At 48.8% G+C, this 17627-nt stretch carries 19 protein-coding genes and 2 tRNA genes; 11 read left to right on the top strand and 10 right to left on the bottom strand.

Going from position 1 to position 17627, the window contains the following annotated elements:
* Window positions 1–89: 89 nt before the first annotated feature.
* The 7 genes from rbsK (at window position 90) to RDN79_RS02955 (ending at window position 6791) form a co-directional block, all read left to right on the top strand.
* Entirely contained in the window at window positions 90–1019 is a 930-nt protein-coding gene (rbsK, locus tag RDN79_RS02985) for a ribokinase (protein WP_298551492.1), read from the top strand.
* A gap of 23 nt (window positions 1020–1042) precedes the next feature.
* Window positions 1043–2596, top strand: a complete 1554-nt coding sequence (locus tag RDN79_RS02980) for an ADP-ribosylglycohydrolase family protein (RefSeq protein ID WP_298551490.1) — start codon at window positions 1043–1045, stop codon at window positions 2594–2596.
* A 10-nt stretch (window positions 2597–2606) separates the two neighbouring features.
* Window positions 2607–3623 (top strand): nucleoside hydrolase, encoded by a 1017-nt coding sequence (locus RDN79_RS02975; protein WP_298551488.1) that lies wholly within the window; start codon window positions 2607–2609, stop codon window positions 3621–3623.
* Window positions 3624–3630: 7 nt separating this feature from the next.
* The gene (locus RDN79_RS02970; RefSeq protein WP_298551486.1) at window positions 3631–4632 is read left to right on the top strand and encodes a GRP family sugar transporter; all 1002 of its coding nucleotides are present in this window, start codon (window positions 3631–3633) and stop codon (window positions 4630–4632) included.
* A 107-nt stretch (window positions 4633–4739) separates the two neighbouring features.
* Entirely contained in the window at window positions 4740–5498 is a 759-nt protein-coding gene (locus tag RDN79_RS02965; protein WP_298551484.1) for a hypothetical protein, read from the top strand.
* On the top strand, window positions 5470–5853 hold the full coding sequence (locus tag RDN79_RS02960; RefSeq protein ID WP_298551483.1) for a GtrA family protein: 384 nt from the start codon (window positions 5470–5472) through the stop codon (window positions 5851–5853). Before RDN79_RS02965 ends, RDN79_RS02960 begins: the two co-directional genes overlap by 29 nt.
* A 5-nt stretch (window positions 5854–5858) precedes the next feature.
* Complete coding sequence (locus tag RDN79_RS02955; RefSeq protein WP_298551481.1) at window positions 5859–6791, top strand: glycosyltransferase family 2 protein; 933 nt, start codon at window positions 5859–5861, stop codon at window positions 6789–6791.
* On the opposite strand, the gene RDN79_RS02950 is transcribed toward RDN79_RS02955, so the two are convergent.
* Window positions 6766–7923 carry a glycerate kinase gene (locus tag RDN79_RS02950; protein ID WP_298551479.1) on the bottom strand — a complete coding sequence of 386 codons (1158 nt, stop codon included), beginning with the start codon at window positions 7921–7923 and terminating at the stop codon, window positions 6766–6768. The genes RDN79_RS02955 and RDN79_RS02950 overlap by 26 nt on opposite strands.
* Before the next feature lie 477 nt (window positions 7924–8400).
* Here RDN79_RS02950 and RDN79_RS02945 point away from each other — a divergent pair, with 477 nt between their 5' ends.
* Window positions 8401–8604 (top strand): hypothetical protein, encoded by a 204-nt coding sequence (locus RDN79_RS02945; protein WP_298551477.1) that lies wholly within the window; start codon window positions 8401–8403, stop codon window positions 8602–8604.
* On the opposite strand, the gene RDN79_RS02940 is transcribed toward RDN79_RS02945, so the two are convergent.
* The 5 genes from RDN79_RS02940 to RDN79_RS02920 form a co-directional block, all read right to left on the bottom strand.
* The gene (locus RDN79_RS02940; protein WP_298551475.1) at window positions 8601–8924 is read right to left on the bottom strand and encodes a hypothetical protein; all 324 of its coding nucleotides are present in this window, start codon (window positions 8922–8924) and stop codon (window positions 8601–8603) included. The genes RDN79_RS02945 and RDN79_RS02940 overlap by 4 nt on opposite strands.
* Window positions 8925–9038: 114 nt before the next feature.
* Window positions 9039–9111 (bottom strand) — tRNA-Gly (locus RDN79_RS02935).
* A gap of 13 nt (window positions 9112–9124) precedes the next feature.
* A tRNA-Tyr gene (locus RDN79_RS02930) sits at window positions 9125–9207 on the bottom strand.
* 55 nt (window positions 9208–9262) lie between these two features.
* Window positions 9263–9745, bottom strand: coding sequence for a 6,7-dimethyl-8-ribityllumazine synthase (gene ribH, locus RDN79_RS02925; RefSeq protein ID WP_008148823.1), 483 nt, complete (start codon window positions 9743–9745; stop codon window positions 9263–9265).
* A gap of 77 nt (window positions 9746–9822) precedes the next feature.
* Window positions 9823–10509, bottom strand: a complete 687-nt coding sequence (locus RDN79_RS02920) for a hypothetical protein (protein ID WP_148478805.1) — start codon at window positions 10507–10509, stop codon at window positions 9823–9825.
* 136 nt (window positions 10510–10645) lie between these two features.
* Between RDN79_RS02920 and recF the strand changes: the two genes are divergently transcribed.
* From recF to RDN79_RS02905, 3 genes are read left to right on the top strand one after another with little or no spacing between them, the layout of a single operon-like run.
* Window positions 10646–11749 (top strand): DNA replication/repair protein RecF, encoded by a 1104-nt coding sequence (gene recF, locus RDN79_RS02915; RefSeq protein WP_298551470.1) that lies wholly within the window; start codon window positions 10646–10648, stop codon window positions 11747–11749.
* Window positions 11746–12039, top strand: coding sequence for a DUF721 domain-containing protein (locus tag RDN79_RS02910; RefSeq protein ID WP_298551468.1), 294 nt, complete (start codon window positions 11746–11748; stop codon window positions 12037–12039). The genes recF and RDN79_RS02910 overlap by 4 nt, the downstream gene beginning before the upstream one ends.
* A 15-nt stretch (window positions 12040–12054) precedes the next feature.
* Window positions 12055–12450: a YkvA family protein gene (locus RDN79_RS02905; RefSeq protein WP_298551467.1), complete on the top strand. Its 396-nt coding sequence runs from the start codon at window positions 12055–12057 to the stop codon at window positions 12448–12450.
* Window position 12451: 1 nt separating this feature from the next.
* Here RDN79_RS02905 and RDN79_RS02900 read toward each other — a convergent pair whose 3' ends face one another.
* From RDN79_RS02900 to RDN79_RS02885, 4 genes are all read right to left on the bottom strand, one after another.
* Window positions 12452–12967 carry a 5-formyltetrahydrofolate cyclo-ligase gene (locus RDN79_RS02900; protein ID WP_298551465.1) on the bottom strand — a complete coding sequence of 172 codons (516 nt, stop codon included), beginning with the start codon at window positions 12965–12967 and terminating at the stop codon, window positions 12452–12454.
* A complete protein-coding gene (locus tag RDN79_RS02895) occupies window positions 12912–14645 on the bottom strand; it encodes a S41 family peptidase (RefSeq protein ID WP_298551463.1) in 1734 nt (577 codons plus the stop codon). The genes RDN79_RS02900 and RDN79_RS02895 overlap by 56 nt, the downstream gene beginning before the upstream one ends.
* An 11-nt stretch (window positions 14646–14656) precedes the next feature.
* A complete protein-coding gene (locus RDN79_RS02890) occupies window positions 14657–15091 on the bottom strand; it encodes a dCMP deaminase family protein (RefSeq protein WP_298551461.1) in 435 nt (144 codons plus the stop codon).
* A 236-nt stretch (window positions 15092–15327) separates the two neighbouring features.
* The gene (locus RDN79_RS02885; protein ID WP_298551459.1) at window positions 15328–17418 is read right to left on the bottom strand and encodes a M3 family metallopeptidase; all 2091 of its coding nucleotides are present in this window, start codon (window positions 17416–17418) and stop codon (window positions 15328–15330) included.
* Window positions 17419–17627: the final 209 nt, after the last annotated feature.

Raw genomic sequence — 17627 nt, 5'->3', positions numbered from 1 at the left:
CAAAGAATTATATAGGAAAAAGAAGCGATATACGTGTTATATTTGTAACGCTTCATTGTAAAGATTCATAATTTAATACGAAATAGAACATGGACACAACACAAACATCCAGGCGACAAATCCTGGTGGTCGGTAGCAGCAATACCGATATGGTCATAAAAGCCGCCCATCTGCCTCGTCCGGGTGAAACGATTTTGGGGGGAACATTCTTTATGAATCCCGGAGGAAAAGGGGCGAACCAGGCTGTGGCGATAGCGCGTCTGGGCGGTCCCGTCACTTTTATATGCAAGACCGGAAGCGATATCTTCGGTCATCAGTCACAACAACTTTTCGAGGAGGAGGGAATCAATACCTCTTATGTCTTTTCGGATTCCGGAAACCCTTCCGGTGTAGCCTTGATCACGGTGGACGAGAAAGCGGAAAACTGCATTGTCGTCGCTTCGGGGGCGAATGCCAACCTTCTGCCGTCCGACCTGGTGAAGGCGGAGGAGGCTATCGAGCAGGCCGACTTGGTCCTGATGCAGCTGGAGATCCCGATGGAGACCGTGTGCTTTGTTGCGGATATCGCCTGGCAAAAAGGAAAGAAAGTGATTTTGAATCCGGCTCCGGCACATCCGTTACCGGCCGATCTGCTCCGTCATTTATATTTGATCACGCCGAACGAAACAGAAGCGGAAATGATTACCGGCGTGAAGATAACGGATGAATCGTCGGCAGGTGAAGCCGCCCGTCTCCTTTCGGAAATGGGGGTGCAGCATGTTATTATTACATTGGGATCGAAAGGGGCGCTTATCTATAGCGGCGGAAAGGCCGAGATGGTTCCCGCCCTGAAAGTGGAAGCTGTCGATACGACTGCCGCCGGCGATGTATTCAATGGCGCTCTGACTGTCGCACTATCCGAAGGGCGAAGCCTGAAAGAAGCCGCCCGGTTCGCCTGCAAGGCTTCGGCTATCTCGGTGACACGTGTAGGGGCGCAGTCGTCTGCTCCTTACCGGAACGAAGTGGATATTTTTGTTTAATATAAATCTTATTCTTTATAAATATGAAAAAAGCAATATTACATGTCTTGGGAGGTTTTTTGTTGTTAGGAACTGTCTCCTGTTCGCAACAACCGATCGGACAAAAAACGACGACTCTTCCCGAATCATTTACCATCAGCCGTGAAAAACTGTTGGATAAGATAAAAGGGGGATGGGCAGGACAAACGATCGGTTGTACCTATGGAGGACCGACAGAGTTCAAGTATAACGGGACGATGATACAGGAATATGTCCCGATTCCCTGGAGAGACGGATATATGAGGTGGTGGTATGAAAACTCGCCAGGTTTGTATGACGATGTCTATATGGACCTGACGTTTGTGGACGTCTTCGACCGGTTGGGGCTGGATGCTCCTGTCGATTCGTTTGCCATGGCTTTTGCCAGTGCCGGTTATATGCTCTGGCATGCGAACCAAGCGGCCCGTTATAATATCTTGCAGGGGATCATGCCGCCTGCATCCGGCCATTGGCTGAACAATCCGCATGCAGACGATCTGGACTATCAGATAGAGGCCGATTATTCCGGGCTGATGTCTCCGGGTATGCCTAATTCCGCGTCTGAAATATCCGACAAGATCGGGCATATCATGAATTATGGCGATGGTTGGTATGGTGGTGTATATGTCGGGGCGATGTATTCGCTTGCGTTTATCTCGGATGATATCGGATTTATCGTGACTGAGGCTTTGAAAACGATACCGGAGCAAAGCCGGTATTACCAATGCATGCAGGACGTGATCCGTTGGCATGCCGAGTTTCCGGATGACTGGAAACGTACCTGGTTCGAGTGTGAGAAGAAGTGGAGCGAGGATATCGGTTGCCCGGACGGAGTTTTCGTTCCGTTCAATATCGATGCGGTCATTAATAGCGCTTATATCCTGATCGGATTGTTGTATGGCGATGGAGATTTCTTCAAGACGATGGATATAGCGACCCGTTGCGGCCAGGATTCGGATTGCAACCCGGCTTCGGCTGCCGGTATTTTAGGTACGGTTCTGGGCTATAGCCGGATACCGGAATACTGGATGGGAAATCTCAAAGAGGTGGAGGATATGAACTTTGCCTATACGGATATCTCGTTGACCCGGACGTATGAAATGTCTTTTAAACAAGCCTTGCAAATGGTCGAAAGAAATGGCGGAACAGTGGGAGATGAGGACGTGACGATTGCCTGCCAAGCACCTGTCCCGGTCCGTCTGGAAAAAGGCTTCGAAGGATTGTATCCGGTCGGGCGCATCCATGTGAATCGGGAAGTTGCCGATGTCGGCAAGGTCGTGCTTGACGGAACCGGGATCGTATTTAAAGGTCGTGTGCGTGCTGCCGACGAAGAATATGTGGCCCGTGTGGAAATGTATATGGATGGCGAACTTGTCGAAACGGCAAATTTACCGGCTGCATCCAGGACACGCAGGCACGATCTGTTCTGGAAATACCAAATTCCGAAAGGAAAGCATATCTTTACATTCAAATGGTTGAACCCGGTGGCGGGTGCATCCGTTCGTTTTAACGAGGCGTTGGTTTATTCCGACAGTCCTCTTCAAGTTGTTCACCCATAAATTCAATAACATGAAGAAATCGATTCTTTTTACCTGTTTGGCTGTTTTGCTGGCGGCCTGTTCCGGAAGACCGGCTGCTACTGCTCCGGAAGAAGTAACGGTGCAACCTGTCAACCTGATATTGGATACGGACTTGGGGCCGGATTATGACGATGTCGGTGCGATGGCTCTGATGCATGCGTTGGCAGATAGCGGACAAGTGAACATTTTAGCGACTGTTTCGTCTAATAAGGACGAGCACGTCGTACCCTGCATAGAAGTGCTGAACACCTATTTCAACCGACCGGACATCCCTGTCGGTGCCCCGAAAAGCGAGGGAGGCGCTTCGTTGACAACCTGGCATAAGACAAAGTGGACTGAAGAGCTTCCGGCCTGTTATCCGCATAAAACGGCAAAAACCTCGGATGCCCCGGATGCAGTGAAGGTCTATCGCCGGATTTTGAGCATGCAGCCGGATACCAGCGTTGTAGTCTGTACGATCGGTTTTTTCACCAACCTGAAAGACCTTTTGCTTTCCGGAGGTGACGAGTTCAGTCCGCTTTCTGGTCGTGATCTGGTCGCAAAGAAGGTGAAACGGGTGGTTTCGATGGCCGGTTTGTTTCCCGATGGGAAGGAATTTAATGTCTATTGCGATACCCCGGCATCCCGTATGGTGGCGGAGCAATGGCCTACGGAAATCATATTCAGCGGTTTTGAAATCGGGAATGTGATCTTTACCGGGAAGAAGCTGGTGCAGATGGATGTGGAGGACAGCCCGGTGAAAGACGCCTATTCGCTCTGTTTTGCCGAAGGCGATCCGGACGGTCGGATGAGCTGGGATCTCACGGCTGTGCTGGTGGCCGTCAAAGGATATGAACCCTATTACAATGTTGAGCGCGGGATATTCCGTGTCGTGGATGATGAAGGCGCCAATAGCTGGACACCGGACGGAAAAGGCAGGGATCTTCGCCTGATTGAGAAAGTGCCGGCGGCGGAAATGGCTGCTTTGATTGAAAGTTATATGATGCATCAACCTGTTTCAAAATAAGAAAGTTATGTTTATAGTACAAGATTATTCGTTGGCGATCCTGTTTTGCGTTGTCACAATGCTCTGTTGGGGATCGTGGGGAAATACACAGAAGCTGGCCTCGAAGACCTGGCGGTATGAATTTTTTTATTGGGATTATGTGATCGGAGTGTTGCTCTTTTCCATTCTTTCCGCTTTTACGTTGGGTAGTTTCGGCTCCGAGGGGCAGAGTTTCCTGCCTAACCTGGCACAAGCCGATATGGGGTCGTTAGGGAGCGCTTTTCTGGGTGGCATTATCTTTAATGCAGCCAATATCCTGTTGTCGGCGGCTATTGCGATTTGCGGCATGTCGGTGGCTTTTCCGGTCGGGATCGGGCTGGCGTTGGTATTAGGCGTATTGGTCAACTATTTCGGGGCGGCAAAAGGGGAACCTTTGTACATCTTTATCGGTGTAGCCCTGATCACGGTTGCCATCCTGCTGAACGGGCTGGCTTATAAGAAAGCGTTGGTCGGTTCGAAAAAAGTGTCGGGAAAGGGTATCTTTATTTCTATCGCAGCCGGTGTGATCATGGCTTTCTTCTACCGTTTTGTTGCGGCTTCGATGGATCTGGACAATTTTGCAGAGCCCGCGCCGGGCAAGCTGACACCTTATACCGCTGTGTTTATCTTCTCTTTAGGCGTGTTCATTAGTAATTTCCTGTTCAATACGATTGCCATGAAGCGTCCGGTGGAAGGTGAGCCGGTTTCCATCTCCGGTTATTTCAAGGGGAATGCCAGGACGCACCTGGTGGGTATATTGGGAGGCGTTATCTGGTGTATCGGCCAGTCTTTCAGTATGATCGCTTCGGAAAAAGCCGGGGCCGCCATTTCCTACGGTCTGGGGCAGGGGGCGACGCTTGTATCCGCACTTTGGGGAATTCTGGTATGGCATGAATTCAGGGGAGCTCCGCGTTCTTCGGATTATCTGAATGCCGGAATGTTCGTCCTGTTTGTGATCGGCTTGGGCTTCCTTATTTATGCCGGGGCATAATAATATCCTGTTTTTATCCTTGTGATAAGTTATTTATCGCGAAAAAGCCTTACATTTGTCTTAGTTTCTTGTTTATTGGATATGTACAAAACTAAAAAGCAGGCTTTATGAAAGAGGATAATGATATTTTCAAGAAGTTCCGGGATTCATTTAGTAAGATTGACGGACATTTCCATATATTAGAACAGCGTGTACCCGTAGAACGGCAGATGGAGTATTTTAAATATTCGGAAAAGATCAGGAAAGATCAGGATAAGCCGGATATTTCTAAAATGGATTTTTCGGTTTTCGAGGAAAGTCTGGACGATCCCGAATCGACTACGGAACATAAGAAGTATGTATTGTCTATGCTTGCAACCTCACGGCAGGTAAAAGCATACAGGATATTGGAAGGATATGCCCAGGCTCCGGACCCGGATGTGGCGGACTGGGCTTATATGGCTTTGATGGAAAGCCGTATCGCTCTGGAATCCGAACTGTCGGACGAGAAGCAGATCTATATCTCTACCGGTTTGGGAGGAAAAGGGGAGAAGTTGCGTTTTTATGTGCTGATTCTGGCGAATGAACTGAAACCGTTCCTGGAGTATCAGAAGAAAGTGATCGAACGTGAATTTCCCTATTCGCTGGAAAAGGCGGATTGCGAAATCGAGCGGTTGACAATAGGTGAGAAACATATGGAGCTGGTTTTCCTGATCCCGGTCCGGGCAGATATCAAGCAGACGCTGGACAAGGTGATCAACGAATGTAACCAGTATGGGAACTTCCTTTCGCAGATTTTCACGATTACGAACGTGAAGGAGCTGTCGGCCGAGGAAGTGGAAGAGATTATAAATAAGAATGGAGGAAACAGTCAAGCAAGCCATTAAATATGGTATAGTAGGAGTGAGTAACACGGTGATAACCGCCGCCGTCATCTGGATCATGATGAAGTTGTTCGGATGTTCGGATGTCGTTTCGAATGTGGTCGGTTATGTGGCAGGCGTATTGAATAGTTTTATATGGAATAAGCAATGGACATTCCGAAGCTCTGCCGGATGGATCGGCAGTGCCGTCCGTTTCGGGGTCGTGTTCGGAGTGTGTTATCTGTTGCAATTGGGGCTTTTAGTGTATGTCCTGAATCCATGCCTGTCGATCGACCCCTATTATAACCAATTGATAGCAATGGCTTTTTACACGGTGATTAATTTTATCATGAATAAGTTTTATACGTTTAAGGCTTAATGCAGATGAAGAAACTTGCGGTCATAGTCCCTTGTTATAACGAGGAGTTGGTCATTGCCGAATCGTACCGGCGTACACGGGAGGCGTTGCAGAAGCTCCCTGTTTTAACGGAAATTATCTATATCAACGACGGCAGCCGGGATCGGACACGTCTGATGCTGGACGAGATCGCGGCTTCCGACCGGCAGGTGAAGGTGATCCATTTCTCCCGTAACTTCGGGCATCAGCCGGCTGTTACGGCAGGTATCAACAATTGCGATGCCGACCTGGCTGTCATCCTGGATGCAGATATGCAAGACCCTCCCGAACTCATCCCATCCATTCTCGAATTGCAGGAAAAGGAGCAGGCGAACGTGGTTTATTGCGTCCGCAAGTCCCGCGAAGGGGAAGGGCTTTTCAAGAAAGTGACGGCGAAAGCCTTTTACCGTATGCTGAACTATATGAGTGATGTGAATTTCCCGTTAGATACAGGCGATTTCCGTATGATAGACCGCAAGGTGATGGACCAGTTCGACCGTTTTCAGGAGCGGGGAAAATATATTCGCGGACTGATCAGCTGGGTCGGCTTCAAACAAGTTCCTTTCTATTATGAACGGGAGGCACGCATCGCCGGGGAAACGAAATACCCGTTCAGCAAAATGTGGAAGTTTGCCACCACCGCCATGCTTTATTTCTCCAAGAAACCGTTGCGCTTGGCGACAAGCTTGGGCTTTATCGCCGTATTGGTCGGCATCGTGCTGGCCGTCTGGTTTACCTTAGGCAAGATATACGGCTTCAGTAATGCCGAAACAGGCTGGACTTCCATCATGACTTCGGTCATTTTCTTTGGCGGCGTCCAATTGCTGACGGTCGGTGTGTTAGGACAATATGTCGGCATCTTGTTTGACGAGATCAAAGCACGTCCGGAATATATTATCGACGAGAAGAAGAATTTCTAAACGGACGGATTACCGAACAAATCTGAGTCACCAGCCTGCGGATATTTTCTGCGGCAAACTCCGGCTCCATCGCGTCCTTCAGGGAGACCGGGCCGGGTGTGATCGAGAATACCCCCTGGAAGCCGGCCCGGTTCATCCGATCCGTATCTTCTATGCTTCCAGCCAGTACGATGACGGGGACGTTCTGTTTCCGGGACTCTTCCAGGATGCCGAAAGGCACTTTTCCCATCGCTGTCTGCCGGTCGGCTCGTCCCTCACCGGTGAAGATCAGGTCGGCCCCCTTTATTTTCTTACCGAAGTCCAGCATGTCGAGCAGCAGGCGGATGCCCGGTTTTAACTCGGCGTTCAGGAACGCGAGGAAGCCGCCACCCATTCCTCCGGCTGCCCCGGCTCCGGGGACATCCGAAATGTCTTTGCCCGTAGCCGACCGGATAACCCGTGAAAGCGCCTGCATGGCGGTATCCAGCTCTTTGACCATCTCCGCATCGGCTCCCTTTTGCGGGGCGAAGACATAAGCCGCTCCCTCGGGTCCGCAGAAAGGATTATGTACATCGCAGGCGATCGTGAAACGGGCTTCCTTTAAAGCCGGATGCACGGCAGAGGTGTCGATGGAGGCAACCTGCGACAAAATCCTGCCGCCTGTCCCCAACAGATCCCCCCGTTTGTTTAGGAAGCGGAACCCTAAGGCTTGCAGCATCCCTAACCCGGCATCATTGGTGGCGCTGCCTCCGATACCTACTATAAAACGGCGGCAACCCTGTTCGAGGGCATCGAGAATCAGTTCCCCCGTCCCATAAGTTGTCGCCAGCATCGGATTCCTTTTTTCTTCGGGGACCAAAGGCAAGCCGCTGACGGCCGCCATCTCGACCAGAGCCGTTTGCCCGTCGCCCGAAATGCCGTACCGGCCCTGCATGGGTTCCATCAGGGGGCCGTGTGCCGGCAGGGTCCGGTATTTCCCCTTTGTCGCGGAGATAAGTATGTCCAACATACCTTCGCCTCCGTCGGCGATCGGAAACAGCAGGGTTTCGCAATTGGGAAAGATGGCTTTGATGCCTTTCATTACCGCAATCCCTGCCTCTTCTGAGGTCAGGCAGCCTTTAAAAGAGTCGATGGCTATTACAGCTTTATTCATTTATCCGTCTTATGATGCCTTAGATCATTTGTGGGTTCAAATGTATCTAAAGTTTACGAGATATGAATGATAAAAGATGATTTATCGCGGCAAAAGGTGAGGCCGGATCTACATGCGGTTTTGCGGGATCCTCTGTCACTCTATCACACATTGTCTTGTAAGCATTGATAAACATGTTGTGCATGGAGTGATACATGCCGGATTCCTGTATCACTCCTGTATCACACCTCTATCACACCCTATCGATGCTGAGGGGATAGAAATAGTCCTTTTATCCTTGTCAAGGATCTTAATTACAGGTAGTTGGTGTGGGGATACCCTGTACATCCGGGTGTAGCCGTCCCGAACATCCGGATGTACGAAGCGGCAACATCCGGGTGTAGAAAGCCGGAAGATGGGCGTGTTTCTAAACATTTCCTACTGTTGGTACATGATCTGATTTTATTCGTATCTTTGTCTCGTTAAACGTTTATCAGTATGAAAGCAAAAAAGAAAGATTCGTTAATGGATTACATCAAGGCGAACCGAAGAGGAAGTAGGGAAGCGGAGATTGAGAACCACGGTCATCCGGTCAGTTTCAACCGGGTGCATGTATCGAAAAAGGTGTATAACCGTAAAAGAGATAAGGCAGATGCCCAGAGGCATCTGCCTTATTTGTGCTTTGTGGTTGGCTCCAATTAGTGCTGGTGATTGTGTACCGGATATTTTTCCTTAAACCACTCGATCAGTTTTCCGTCTTTGAAACTTAATAAGTAATATCCTTCCGTGTTCTCAGTCATGGAAGCAGTCTTGTAACTGATGGTCTCGACCGACCCTTCGGAGGTCATGCGGGCGCCCGCCGATTCGAAATCTTTTCCCAATATGGAGATCACTTTCTTTTTGGTCATGCCTAATTCGATGTCTTTCATCTTGCTGTCCATTTGGTAGGGCTGCATAAGTGTTCCGCAGCTTGTCAGCAGGAATGTAGCCAGTAGTAGACACATCCATTTCATCTTTTTCATATATCCTTGTTTTTATAGTTAGTAAACACGTAGCTAAGGTAATATTATTTTGTACATGAAAAGAGGGAAGGATATAAAAAAAGAGGAAAACCTTTCGGTTTTCCTCTTCTTGAGAGCGGAAGACGGGGCTCAAACCCGCGACCCTCAGCTTGGAAGGCTAATGCTCTATCAACTGAGCTACTTCCGCAAATTAAAGAAAGTGGGCAGTGATGGATTCGAACCACCGAAGGCGAAAGCCAGCTGAGTTACAGTCAGCCCCATTTGGCCACTCTGGTAACTGCCCCCGTTATTTTCAATTGCAGTGCAAAGGTACGACTATTTTTGAAACCTGCAAGCGTTTAGGCAGAAAAATTTACCATTTTAAGAGCGGTTACTGCCGCTTCATCGCCTTTGTTTCCGTACTTGCCGCCTGCACGGTCTTCGGACTGCTGCATGGTGTCTGTCGTTAACAGACCGAAAATGAACGGAATATCGTACATCAGGTTCAATTCCGTAATCCCCTGCGTAACGCCGGAACATACATAATCGAAATGAGGAGTGTCCCCTCTCACGACGCAACCCAAAACGATGACGGCGTCCACTTCTTTTGTTTCAGCCATCCTTTTTGCACCGAAAGTCAGTTCGAAACTTCCCGGTACTCGTTTTACATATATGTTTTCGGCTTTGACGCCATGCTTTTCCAACGTGTTGCAGGCCCCTTCCAGTAGTTTTTCGGTGATGTGCTTGTTCCATTCCGCTACGACGATCCCGACAGTCACCTCCGATCCGTCAGGAACGCTGTTGAAGTCGTATTCCGATAAATTTTGATAAGCTGTTGCCATATTCTTGTTCTTAAAAGAAGAGGATGCCTTGTTTGACGAGACATCCTCTTATATGAATTATACTATTTATATACGTATTATTTGTTCAAAGCGGAAGCACGCGTGATATATTTGTCGATATCGGAAGCTTCCATCGAATTGAAATATTTTTCTTTGATAGTGGTGTATGCTTTAACTGCGTCGCCATACTGTTTCAGGCTTTCGTAAGCGATACCGGCTTTCTTCAGGTAAGTCGGGCTGATCACTTCGTTGCTTGCCTGCTTGGCTGCTTTTTCGAAATAGCTGATGCCTTCTTTTACATTGCCCATGTTTACATAGCAGTCACCGATCAGGCCTGTGATAGCCGGAGAGATCATATCGTCGCTGCCGCTGAAAGATTTCAACAGGTCCAATGCCTTTTCGTTTTCGCCCATCTTGAAATAGCAGATACCGGCGTAAGCTTTTGCCAGGTTACCGGCCGATGTGCTTCCGTATTGGTCGATGATCGCTTCGAATCCTTCATAGTCCGCACCGTTTCCGTTCAATGCCAGGTTGAAAGAGTCTTTGGCAAAATATTGTTCGCCTTTGAACATAGCTGCTGCGGCTTTCTTCTCCTGCGGAATCAGATATCCGTGCTTGATGCCCAAAACAGCCCCAACAACGAGAGCGAGTGCTATAATACCGTAAATGATTTTCTTTGAATTGTTTTCAATGAACTGTTCCGATTTCGAAACAATTTCTTCGACCTCTAACTCCTTGTTGGTGTCTTTTTCCTTAGTAGCCATAATGTTTTTATAGTTGTTATTATTTTATCACTGTTTTATGCCTGTGGCAATTCAAGTCGCAAAAGTAGTTTTTTTTACTGAGAAAATCTATACTTAGAAGTATATTTTTTAATTTTGTGCGACTAATATAGTGCGGATGATACTTAAAAAGCTTTCTATACTCAATTATAAAAACATTCTCCAGGCAGAAGTTTCTTTCTCTCCCGAGATAAATTGTTTTTTCGGGAATAACGGAATGGGGAAGACCAATCTGCTGGATGCCGTGCATTATCTCTCTTTTTGCAAGAGCCATATCAACACGCCCGATTCCCAGCTGATCAACAACGGCCAGGATATGTGCGTGTTGCAAGGTAACTATGACTATGAGGGACGTGAAGAGGAGATCTTTTGTGCCATCCGCCGCCGGCAGCGGAAACAGTTCAAGCGGAATAAGAAAGAGTATGACAAACTGTCGGAGCATATCGGCCTGTTGCCGTTGGTGATGGTTTCGCCTGCCGATTCTGAACTGATACAGGGCGGGAGCGAAGAACGCCGCCGTTTTCTCGATGTGATTATTTCGCAGCAGGACAAGCCCTACCTGCATGCGCTGATACAATATAATAAGGCCTTGCTCCAGCGGAATTCGTTGCTGAAGGACCAGTGTACCGACGCCTCCCTCTATGAAGTGCTGGAAATGCAATTGGACATGTACGGCCGGATGGTGTACGAGAAGCGGCAGATGCTGGTAAACGATTTCACTCCGATCTTCAACGAGTATTACCAGACGATCTGCCGTTCGACCGAGCAGGTCGGCCTGCGCTATATCTCCCAGCTGGAGAAGGGGAGCCTGGCGGATATGCTGGCTGCCAACCGGGAGCGCGACCGCATACTCGGTTATACCTCGACCGGCATTCACAAGGATGAACTGGAGATGACGCTGAACGACTACCTGATCCGCCGTGTCGGTTCGCAGGGACAGAACAAGACGTATCTGATTGCCCTCAAGCTGGCCCAGTACGTTTTCCTTTCCCGCAGGGGGCAGGCGCGTCCGATCCTTCTGTTGGACGATATTTTCGACAAGCTGGATGCCGACCGGGTGGAGCAGATCGTCAAGCTGGTGAGCGGCGACCAGTTCGGGCAGATCTTCATCACCGATACGAATCGGAAATACCTGGACGCCATCCTGCAATCGATCGATCACGGCTACGCTCTGTTCAGGGTCGAACAGGGCGAAGTCCAACCGATGGAGGAAGCAGGATGATGCACCGGAATGCACAGACGTTGGGCGATGCGATCCGGGAGTTTTTTGAAGACAATGCCGGGTTGCGTGCGAAGATACTGGAAATCCGTGTCCAGCGGGCTTGGGGGGAGATTTTGGGGCCGATGGTCGCACAGTACACGCGCAATATATATGTAAAGGACAAAGTGTTGTATGTTTCCCTCACTTCCTCCGTCCTGAGAAGTGAATTGGTATTGTGCCGGGAGCGGCTGGTGAAGAGCCTGAACGATTATGCCGGTTCGGCAGTTATACAAGATATAGTTATCAGATAAAAGAATTGACTCGTTATGGATACAAGAAAGATAGAAGAAGTTCCTTTTGAAGAGGTGTATGAGGTGGAGAAGTATGGCACGTACTATTCCGAGAATAAATTTTGGCAGAAAGTGCGGCGGATCGCGAAGAAGGTCGGTGCGACCGTGATGCGTCCTGTCTTCCAACTCTATTATCTGCTGCATGATAAGAACGTCCCCTTGCAACACAAGGCTTATATCATAGGTGCTTTAGGCTACTTTATCCTGCCGTTCGACTTGATTCCGGAAAGTATTCTTCCGGTGATCGGGTTTACCGACGATGTCGCCGTCATGGGCCTTGTCTTGAAAATCGTAAAGGATAGCATCACGCCGGAAATAAAAGCCAGGGCGGATGCCAAAGTCATGGAACTGTTGCAGACGGATAAGATCTGAATCAGAGTATTTCTTTTTCAGTTACGATCAGGTCCATTTTCCGGTCGAACGGCTCGACCGGTATCCAGTCTTTCAGCTGGAAATCGTAGCAGATTCCGACCTTGGGAACGTTCAGTGTGGAGAGCAGGCGGTCGTAAAAGCCTTTTCCCCGTCCGAGGCGGTTATGCTCGCGGTCGAAAGCCACGCCCGGAACAATGATCAGGTCTATTTCGCTTTCCGGTACGGCCACGCAATCTTCGGTCGGTTCCGGAATACCGAAAGCACCGGCCTTGAGTGATTCTTTTCCTGCGTACAAGAGCAGCCGGAGGTCGTCTCCTTCCACGAGAGGGAGCAATAATTTCTTTTCCCGATACCATTTTTCGATCAGGCCGGCCGTTTGCACCTCGCCCGCAATGGCGTGGTAAAGCGCTATGCAGGAAGCCTGCCGGAAGAGATCCGTCTCTTCCAACCGTTCCATTATCTTAGCAGAAAGATCCAGCAATGTAGTCTTCGTATATGATCTCTTTAAGGAGGCCATATCCTCTCGAAGCGTTTGTTTGGCTTTGTGCAATTCCATCGGATGTATTGTTTTTGTTCTCAGGTGTCGGGAATGATTTCCCTTCGTTCAGAACTTTGATGGCATGTTTCAGCGTGATGTCATCGTTCTGGAATATGGGATAGAAGCCCGCTTCGTCGAAGAAGTTACGGACGATATAGGCCTGGAGCTGTTTCTCGATCAGTTTGCCTGATATGCCGATCAGGTGCGGACGTTTCTTAATCCCTTTCGTTGCGGCATAGTTGGTGAAATCGGAAAGCAGCGGTTGCTGTTGCAGGTATTTGTACAAATCCTGATAGGTCTTGAAAGAAGACAGCTTGTCGTAATTGCGATCCGAGTATTCGAGTGCATATAGGTTCAGCGTACCGGAATTGACTACGTTGGAGAAGTAAGAAGTCACGCCGCTTGTGTCACGCGGAATGAAGATATCCGGCATGATACCGCCGCCGCCGTAAACGGGTCGTCCCATCACGGTCTCGTATTTATCGCTGTTGTTCAGCTTGATACTGTCGGCCGAGTCGAATTCGCCGTGCATGAAGCGCTGGTAGATGTCCTGCTCGTATTCGTTGTCTTTACCCAGTTCATACTTTTTCTGGATACAACGTCCGGACGGCGTGTAATAGCGTGCGATCGTCAGGCGGATTTCCGAGCCGTCGCTTAACTGGATCGGCGACTGGACCAGGCCTTTGCCGAAAGTACGGCGGCCGATGATCAGCCCGCGGTCGTTGTCCTGGATAGCCCCGGAGAAGATTTCACTGGCGGAGGCCGAGAATTCGTCTGTCAGGACTACTATCGGAGCATCCTGGCAAGTGCCTGTGCCGTTCGTATAGACGTCGTTGCGCGGGAACGCCTTCCCTTCCGTGTACACGATCAGGCGGCCTTCCGGCATGAATTCGTTCACCATATTGATGGCGGCATCCATATAACCGCCCGTGTTGCCGCGAAGGTCGATCACGAAGGAGGTACAGCCTGCCTGTTTCAGTTTGGCGATTGCCGTGATGAACTCGTTGTAAGTGGTACGGCCGAATTTGCTTACCTTGATGTAGCCGATCCCCTTGCTTACCTCGTAAGACACATCCACCGAGCTGACGGGGACATCGCCGCGCGTCACGTCGAAATACAACAGCTCCGGTTCGTTTTTACGTTTTACGCCCAACTTGACCGTACTGTTCTTCGCTCCGCGCAGGGTTTTCATGATGACTTCCTGGTCGCTTTTGTTGCCGGCATACAGGGAGTCGTTGATCGTGATGATGCGGTCGAAGGGCTTCAAGCCGGCCTTTTCGGACGGGCCGCCCGGAATGACGTTGATGACCAAGATGGTGTCGGTCTGCATGTTGAAGGAAACGCCGATTCCGCTGAACGATCCTTCCAGGTCTTCATTTGCCCTTTGGGCGTCTTTTGCCGGTATATACACGGAATGCGGGTCCAGTTCGCTGAAAACTTTAGGAATAGCATCTTCCACCAATTGTTTCATATTGACGGTATCGACATATTGTTCGTCGATAATGTCGAGGATGGCATTGATTTTGTTTCCACTGGAATAAATATGTCTCTTTCCCTGTGTCAGTCTAAGGTAATGATTCCCTACAAAGATCCCGAGAGCAACACTCAAAGCTATAATCACAGGCAACCATACGGCCAACCTTCTGTTCTTGTCCATAAAACGTATCTTTAATCGTTTATTTCTATATAATCTATAATAACACCTGCGCGACGCAATAGGTTGCAACCATCTTCCACCCTGTATTTTTCGGAGTACACCACCCGCTTGATGCCAGACTGGATGATGAGCTTGGCACATTCGATGCAAGGGGCGGAGGTGACGTAGATCGTCGCGTCTTTACTGCTGTTCGACGAAGCGGCCACTTTCGTGATGGCATTGGCTTCCGCATGCAGAACGTAAGGTTTGGTGACATTGTTTTCATCTTCGCAAACATTCTCGAAACCAGATGGCGTACCGTTATATCCGTCAGAGATAATCATATGATCCTTTACTATCAGTGCCCCAACCTGGCGTCTCTTGCAATACGAATTTTCCGCCCATACGGCCGCCATCCTGAGATAGCGCTTATCCAATTCGAGTTGCTTTTCCTTCTTATCGCACATCGTTTTCTGATTTTATATACCTTAATTATATAATAGCAGACAAAGGTACATATATTTGGGATATATGGAATAGGTTCGAAGTTTTTTTGTTCAAGCGTGTTTCACAAAATACCATGTAAGGGAACCTTGGCTCGATGTGCATGTAATTTGTTTTCGAGGTTGTCGTGTATATTCTTGTCGTTGTCGTGTATATTCTCGACATTGTCAAAAATATACACGACAACGGCGAAGACAAATTAGACTTGCATCCGGCTCTGAATGGATGCGGATGATCCGGCAGTTTTTATCCCGTTCCTTTCCAGCAATGCGTCGATTTTGGCATCTTTTCCCCGGAAACGCCTGTACAAGATATCCGGGTCTTCGGTGCCGCCTTTCGACAGGATGTTCTCACGGAAAGAACGGGCTGTCTCGCGGTTGAAGATTCCCGTCTCTTTGAAGACAGAGAAAGCATCGGCATCCAAGACTTCCGCCCATTTGTAGCCGTAATAACCGGCTGAATATCCGCCGGAGAAGATATGTCCGAAACTGCTGCTCATCAGGGTTCCGGTAACTTCCGGGACGATCACGGTCTGTCTCCAGGCCTCTTTCTCGAAAGCGATTACGTCTCCGTCGAATGGCTCCGTCCGGGTATGCCAGGCCATATCCAAGAAGCCGAAACTCAGTTGGCGGCAGCAGGCGTATCCTGCGTTGAAATTGGATGCGTCGATTAACTTTTGTACTAATTCTTGCGGGATTTTCTCTCCGGTTTGGTAGTGGATGGCGATCTGATCCAGGAACTCTTTCTCCGTCAGCCAGTTTTCCATCAGTTGGGAAGGAAGTTCCACAAAGTCGCGATAGACATTTGTACCGGAAAGGCTCGCGTATGATCCTTCGGCAAACATTCCGTGCAGGGCATGCCCGAATTCATGCAACAAAGTGTTGACCTCGTCGAAAGTCAATAAAGAAGGCTTCGTCTCGGTCGGGCGGGTGAAGTTCATCACGATAATGATTTGCGGCCGGCTGTCTTTTCCGTCTCGATCCCGGTATTGTTCCTTTATGCTGTTCATCCAGGCTCCCGACTGTTTCCCGTCGCGCGGATGGAAGTCCGTATATAATATGGAAAGGAATTTGCCGTCGGCATCGTAAACTTCGTATGCCTCTACTTCGGGATGGTAAACCGGTATTTCTTTATTCTCTTTGAAAGTGATGCCATATAATTGTGTAGCCAGACCGAACACGCCTTTCTTTACATGATTCAGTTCGAAATAGGGACGCGTCATTTCATCGTTTACGTTGAAACGGATGTCTTTCAGTTTTTCGGAATAATAACTCCAGTCCCAAGGCATGACAGTTATGTTTTCTTTTTCCGTTCCCGAAGCGAATCCTTGTACGGCCTCGTATTCACTCCGGGCGACCGGCTTGTAGGCATCCAATAGCTCGTTCAGCAGTTTATAGACGCGTACGGGAGTTTTGGCCATCGTATGTTTCAACTTGTAGTCGGCATAATTGGAATATCCCATCAGTTTTGCAATTTCCAGGCGGATATTGACGATTTTCCGTATGATTTCCTTATTGTCGTATTCATCGTCTTTGTTACCCACGCTCATATATTCCCGGTACATCTTTTCACGTAACTCGCGCAAAGCCGAGTAACGCATGAAGGGCACGTAGCTTGGGGCCGAGAGATTGAACAGCCATCCGGTTTTTCCTTTTTCTTTAGCCCTGAGCGCGGCCGCTTCGCGTATGCTTTCCGGTAGTCCTTCCAGTTCGCTCTCTTTTGTCAGCAATAGTTCGTAGCGGTTTTTGTCTTTCAATGCGTTCTGATCGAATGTGAGGGAAAGCAGGCTTAACTCGGAACTGAGTTTGCGGTATTTTTCTTTATCTTCGGGGCCGAGTGCGGCACCACGTATGGAAAAAGATTCGAATGTCTCTTCCAGCAGGCGTGCGTCTTCCGTCGGGAGGTGTAAATGCTCTTTCCGGTCGTAGACACTTTTTACCCGTGCGAATAGTTTTTCATTCAAATAGATATTGTTGGAACTTTCCGACAGTTTGGGTGATACCCGTTGCGAGATGTCCATCATCTCATCGTCCGCTTCCGCATTCAATACGTTGAAGAAGGCCGAACTGACTTTGTCCAGCAGCTTGCCGCTACGTTCGAGCGCTACGATTGTGTTTTCGAATGTAGGAAGTTCCGTATTGCCGGCAATGGCCCGGACTTCTTCGTCCAATTGCCGGATTCCTTCGTCGAAAGCCGGTTCGTAATGTCCTGTTTTGATCCGGTCGAACGGAGGAGTCCCGAACGGAGTCTGATAGATTCCGAAAAAGGGGTTTTCGCTATTTTGTTTCATGTCCTTTAGTGTTGATTTATTATATAACAAAGGTACGGAATAATCGGTAAATAAAAATACATTGATTTTGGGGCGATGCCAAACAACCGGAATTGGAAGTTTTTAACAGCTTGGCATGTGTTTGACAACACATATATGTACTCCTACATAATTGTAACCGGTTATCAATCAAACTGTTTTTAAATCGTAAAAAAAGAAATTTCTAAATA

The sequence above is a fragment of the uncultured Parabacteroides sp. genome (assembly GCF_902493135.1).
Taxonomy (GTDB): domain Bacteria; phylum Bacteroidota; class Bacteroidia; order Bacteroidales; family Tannerellaceae; genus Parabacteroides.
The sequence above is the reverse complement of the archived record's forward strand: the minus strand, read 5'-3'. Positions and strand labels throughout refer to the sequence as shown.